Source organism: Nostoc sp. FACHB-888, assembly GCF_014696655.1.
In the GTDB taxonomy this organism is placed as follows: Bacteria; Cyanobacteriota; Cyanobacteriia; order Cyanobacteriales; family Nostocaceae; genus Nostoc.
Genome location: NZ_JACJQM010000288.1, coordinates 1 through 4,302, shown reverse-complemented (window position 1 = coordinate 4,302; position 4,302 = coordinate 1). Strand labels below are relative to the sequence as shown.

General features: G+C 41.2%; 3 protein-coding genes and 1 pseudogene. All 4 read left to right on the top strand.

Translation table 11 applies throughout. The features are described 5' to 3' along the window. Positions 1–1,630 (top strand): annotated as a pseudogene (locus H6G26_RS39235) (hypothetical protein); the annotation flags it as partial. A gap of 397 nt (positions 1,631–2,027) precedes the next feature. After that, complete coding sequence (locus H6G26_RS39230; RefSeq protein WP_190737230.1) at positions 2,028–2,318, top strand: hypothetical protein; 291 nt, start codon at positions 2,028–2,030, stop codon at positions 2,316–2,318. 280 nt (positions 2,319–2,598) lie between these two features. Then, complete coding sequence (locus H6G26_RS39225; protein WP_190737228.1) at positions 2,599–3,213, top strand: antibiotic biosynthesis monooxygenase; 615 nt, start codon at positions 2,599–2,601, stop codon at positions 3,211–3,213. A 79-nt stretch (positions 3,214–3,292) separates the two neighbouring features. Continuing rightward, positions 3,293–3,916, top strand: a complete 624-nt coding sequence (locus tag H6G26_RS39220; protein WP_190737226.1) for an antibiotic biosynthesis monooxygenase — start codon at positions 3,293–3,295, stop codon at positions 3,914–3,916. Positions 3,917–4,302: the final 386 nt, after the last annotated feature.

Below are 4,302 nucleotides of genomic sequence, written 5' to 3'. Positions count from 1 at the left end.
ATTCAATGATCAAGATTACCGAAAACTGACTATCGAAACCTCAGCTTCTAAAACTAGAGATGCAGTATTTTTGAATGGTGAACCCTTGGGAGTATTGCATTTTAAAAAAGACAAAGACGCGCTCAGACAGCTTGGACTACTCAAAACCGGACAACTTACACCCGCCGATGCTATTATTCAAAGTAATTTTTCTGTTATTTGCGCTCAAATTGACCCTAATACCGTTGAATATCCTACTATTTGGACGAAGGAATTTCAGGCTTTTGGGACTCAATCAGTGAACCCTCAACAACTGTATATGATTGATAGTACTGCGCCGATACTGCAAAAAATTAAACAACGTCCCACATTCCTATTTTCTACCCAATCAAACAAAAAACTTGGAGTTATAGGCTTGGCAGTAGACAATCACAAAGTCGAATCTGTAACCTTATGGTTAAAGAATCAAAATGTTGAATGTCAACAAGTACCAATAGAAGATGTTATCAGGGAAACCAAAAAAGGTCTAGCAGTATTTCACTTAGTCAGCAGTTCAATTCCCCCCAAAACTTTGGAGAACATGACCAAGAAATTCGGGGCTGTGATTGAATCAAGTACTGAATATCAACAAAAAATTAAATCTTTGGCCACGCGATCGCAATTCTTGAAACCTCCATCTCAATCAACATTGTCCCCACCTCAACAAAGCGCTCAATTCCACCCAAACCAAGAGGTTCAAAATGTCGCCCCTCCTGTCATCAAAGGCAAACCGATTCCGATGAACTACCCATTAATGATGCATGGTGACACCAATCTTTTATCCGTGGATACTTGCATTGATGCGATGAGAGGATATGGTCGAACTCATACCACTAGAGCTAAAGAGCCTTACAAACAGTATGGATTTAAACAGGGTGATATAGCTCTAGCTACAGGCATCGGTAAACAAGTCGCCTTTCGAGTCGGTAAGCAGTATCAAATCACACCTAATATGATTGCTGACCCCGTTTATCAACAGCAATGGGCTGACATGGAAAAGCACTCACCCAAGGCATTACCAGAACTGTTCACAGGCAAAGGGCAGGTCTGGGGACTACATTTTGAACCGTTGGGGGATTATGTAGACGGGAAAATAGTCCCGTTTCCTGAACCACAAAACAGAGCCGCACCCAACCAAGAAGTCCAAACTCAATCAGTCACTATTGATGACTTAAGAAATTGGTACAATGCCGCCGATAAGTTAGGGAAGTCGGAAAATTACAAAAAACGCATTGTAGAAGTGGCTTATGGGTTTAAAGCTGGTGAGCAATTATCAACCGAAGCGTTGACAGTAATGAATAAAGATAAATTTGAGCTTGAAGCCATCAGTCGGCTGACTCAAATTGCTCAAAGAATTGGCATGGTCTGGGGGAAGTCTGATGAAAATGGTACTCAAGTTGAAGGAAAGATTTATGATTTGGCTTTCAATACCCAGCAGAGAGATTTAACTATTTTGCAGAAAAATGGGGAGGTAATTTTAAATTTACAATCTGGCAAGGTGTGGACTAATAAAGTTACACCCCAGATATTGCAAACTTTTGAGGACGCGAATAGTCAAATTGATAAAATATTAGTTAAATCTCAAATACAACAAATAGACTTACAAAGATAGATTTATCCTAGAATAGCCCTTTTAAGACAATGGAAAAGGAGAACAACACTATGCAGAACGCCAAGGGTTGGGTTATATAGATCAGCAGGAAAATGTTATGTTTATCAAGCGGGATTTAAACGGTGAAAAGTCAGGGGTACTGGTTTGAGACACCGCAGGGATTGACAATCGCGCTTTTGAGTACCCCGAAAACAGCGATAGGCTACGCCCCGCCGCAGGCGATCGCCAAAAAGGATGGTTTCACCGCCTGGCTGTCTTATCGGTATAGAATGCCGGATTTTAAAGCGTGAACCCCACGATAATCCTTAAGGGATAAGCATAAATATACTATTTAGACAGTCAAGGGTTTCACCTGAAATTGGGTGGAGAAGCAGAGGATAAAATCGAGAGAGTATTCTTGTGTGACTCCCCCATTGATGCCCTGACAATGGCAGAGATTGACATTCAAGGACATAAGGGGCAACCACCAGTTAGAACAATGTACATGGCAGTGGATGAAACGGATAATTTACCTTTTGAGGTAGTTAAAAATATTGGCAGAATTGGCGTGGCATTTAATAATAATGATTTTGGAAATCTTGCCGCCCAGATAGTTCAGGAAAAGTTACCCCAGGCTAAAAGAATTGAACCTAGTGGTCTTACTTGGAATGAGATTTTGATTGAAGCGCAGCAGAGAGAAATGCAATAGCAGAAGCAACGCTCTAGGGGTTTTAGTCGATGAATCGTATTGCTGCCCTTTCCTCGCTGCTGAAGAAGGCTCGACTCATGCGGTCTTCGGGACGGGCAGACTGATCAATCGTTGGGTCGACAAGTTACACAAGCCCGCCCCTTTATACTCCACTTCGTCGCCTGATTCGCAACGAGTTCTTAAAACAAAGGTATCCGTATCGCGGGGGTCACCCGTTAAGTTTGAGTTAACCAAAGTAATGTAGACTAACTAATGACTAATCCTTTCATAGGAGGTTTCAATGGCAATTGTAAGCCAGAACAATGGGTTGTTAGCCGAGTTTGCTGTATTTCCAGTAGAGTCAAAAAACCAAGCTCATTTAGTACAACAGGTTGTTGAAAGTGTTGAGTCTACTCTCAAGCAGCAACCAGGATTTGTCAGTGGTACAGTTGTTCGTAGCCGTGATGGATTGAGGGTTACAAGTTATATCCAATGGGCTGACCAAGATTCCTACATAGCGATGCAGCCCATACATAATTTTGCACTTCCCGATGCTCACCTATTTGAAATCTTTGCCGAAGAACCAAAGGAGAGTGAGTTACATTTATCGCCTGATATGAAAGGGTTGATTAACTTTGGCATTTTCAAAATGAAGCAACCTGAAAACCAGCCGAGATTTGTCGAGTTATTTCGGCAGGCACTACAAATGGTAGCAGGACAGCCAGGGCTAATCTCAACTCACACTCACCGCAGTCTTGATGGCTGGCGTTGCATCAACTTCGGCTACTGGCGAACGCTAGAAGAGTACACAGCAATGGATAACAATCGCCCTTTTTCACCGCTTTTTGGCGAAATGCTTGAGCTGGCAAATAACGAATACCAAAAGACATTACATGAAGTTGTCTTCACTACTTGATAGAAAAATTTAATTTCAAAGCAAAAGAAGTTTATAGCTCATCAAGCCCAACATATCCAGTTGGATTCATCAGGTAATAATGATAAAAGTTGATCGCACAAACACTGTCAGCGTTGGCTTAGATTTATACACTGTTGCTGAACGTCATCAGTCTGCTTTGATTGAAGTTATTATTCATGAGCAAATTAAATTCTGGGCTGACCATCCTTACTTTAAGTCAGCCAGTGTACATCGTAGTTTAGATGGCGTGAGAGTTTTTATTTATAGTCAATGGAATCCGAAATTCGAGCCTCGCAGTTTGCCTCGCCCAACAGTGTTAAGTGAGTTCTTCCCGCCTGAGATGCTACTACTAGAAGTCACTGCCAGTCGTTCTAATTCAGCAGAAGTTGAAATTATTGCAGGTAATCTTGTAACTCATTTGGCTGAATTTCGTATGATGCCAATTCATCAACCTGAGATGATTAAAAGAACCTCTGCTGAATTAGAACGTGCCATGAGTAACTCACCAGGGTTAATCTCAGCAACCTTTCATCGCAGTTTGGATGGTACTCGGATGTTTAATTATGGTCAATGGGAAAATAGGGAAGCGTTTGAAGCCATTCTCAAACAACCTGGTTTCAATCCAGAACAGGCATATTGGGAAGGTTTCGCCCGCAATGAATTTCATCTGTACAATGTTGTACATACTCAAATTGCCGATTAACAAATTTTTTAACCACAATAAAGCTATTAATTAGACTAAATCAGTAAATCGTGTAATCAAATCCAAGTTCCACCTTTTTGCAATTCTCGCATTTCGCCAAATTCCCTAATATATTCCACCAACTTCATTGAATGCCAGTACATCAATAAGTTCAACATCTTCTTAATTCCCCACACTAAAAAGGGTGTTGGGGGTAGGGTTGCAGCTTCGTGTGTTAAGAAAATTGAATTTTAGTGTATCAGATAGAACAATATTTTCTTCCTTCCCTATACCCTGTACCCTTTTTCCTTCCCCACACCCTTTGATCCAGGAATAAATACCAGGGATTTACGCTTAACAAGCGTGCCATTCCGCTTACCACCCTGAAGGCTAATTCTCCTTCTTTA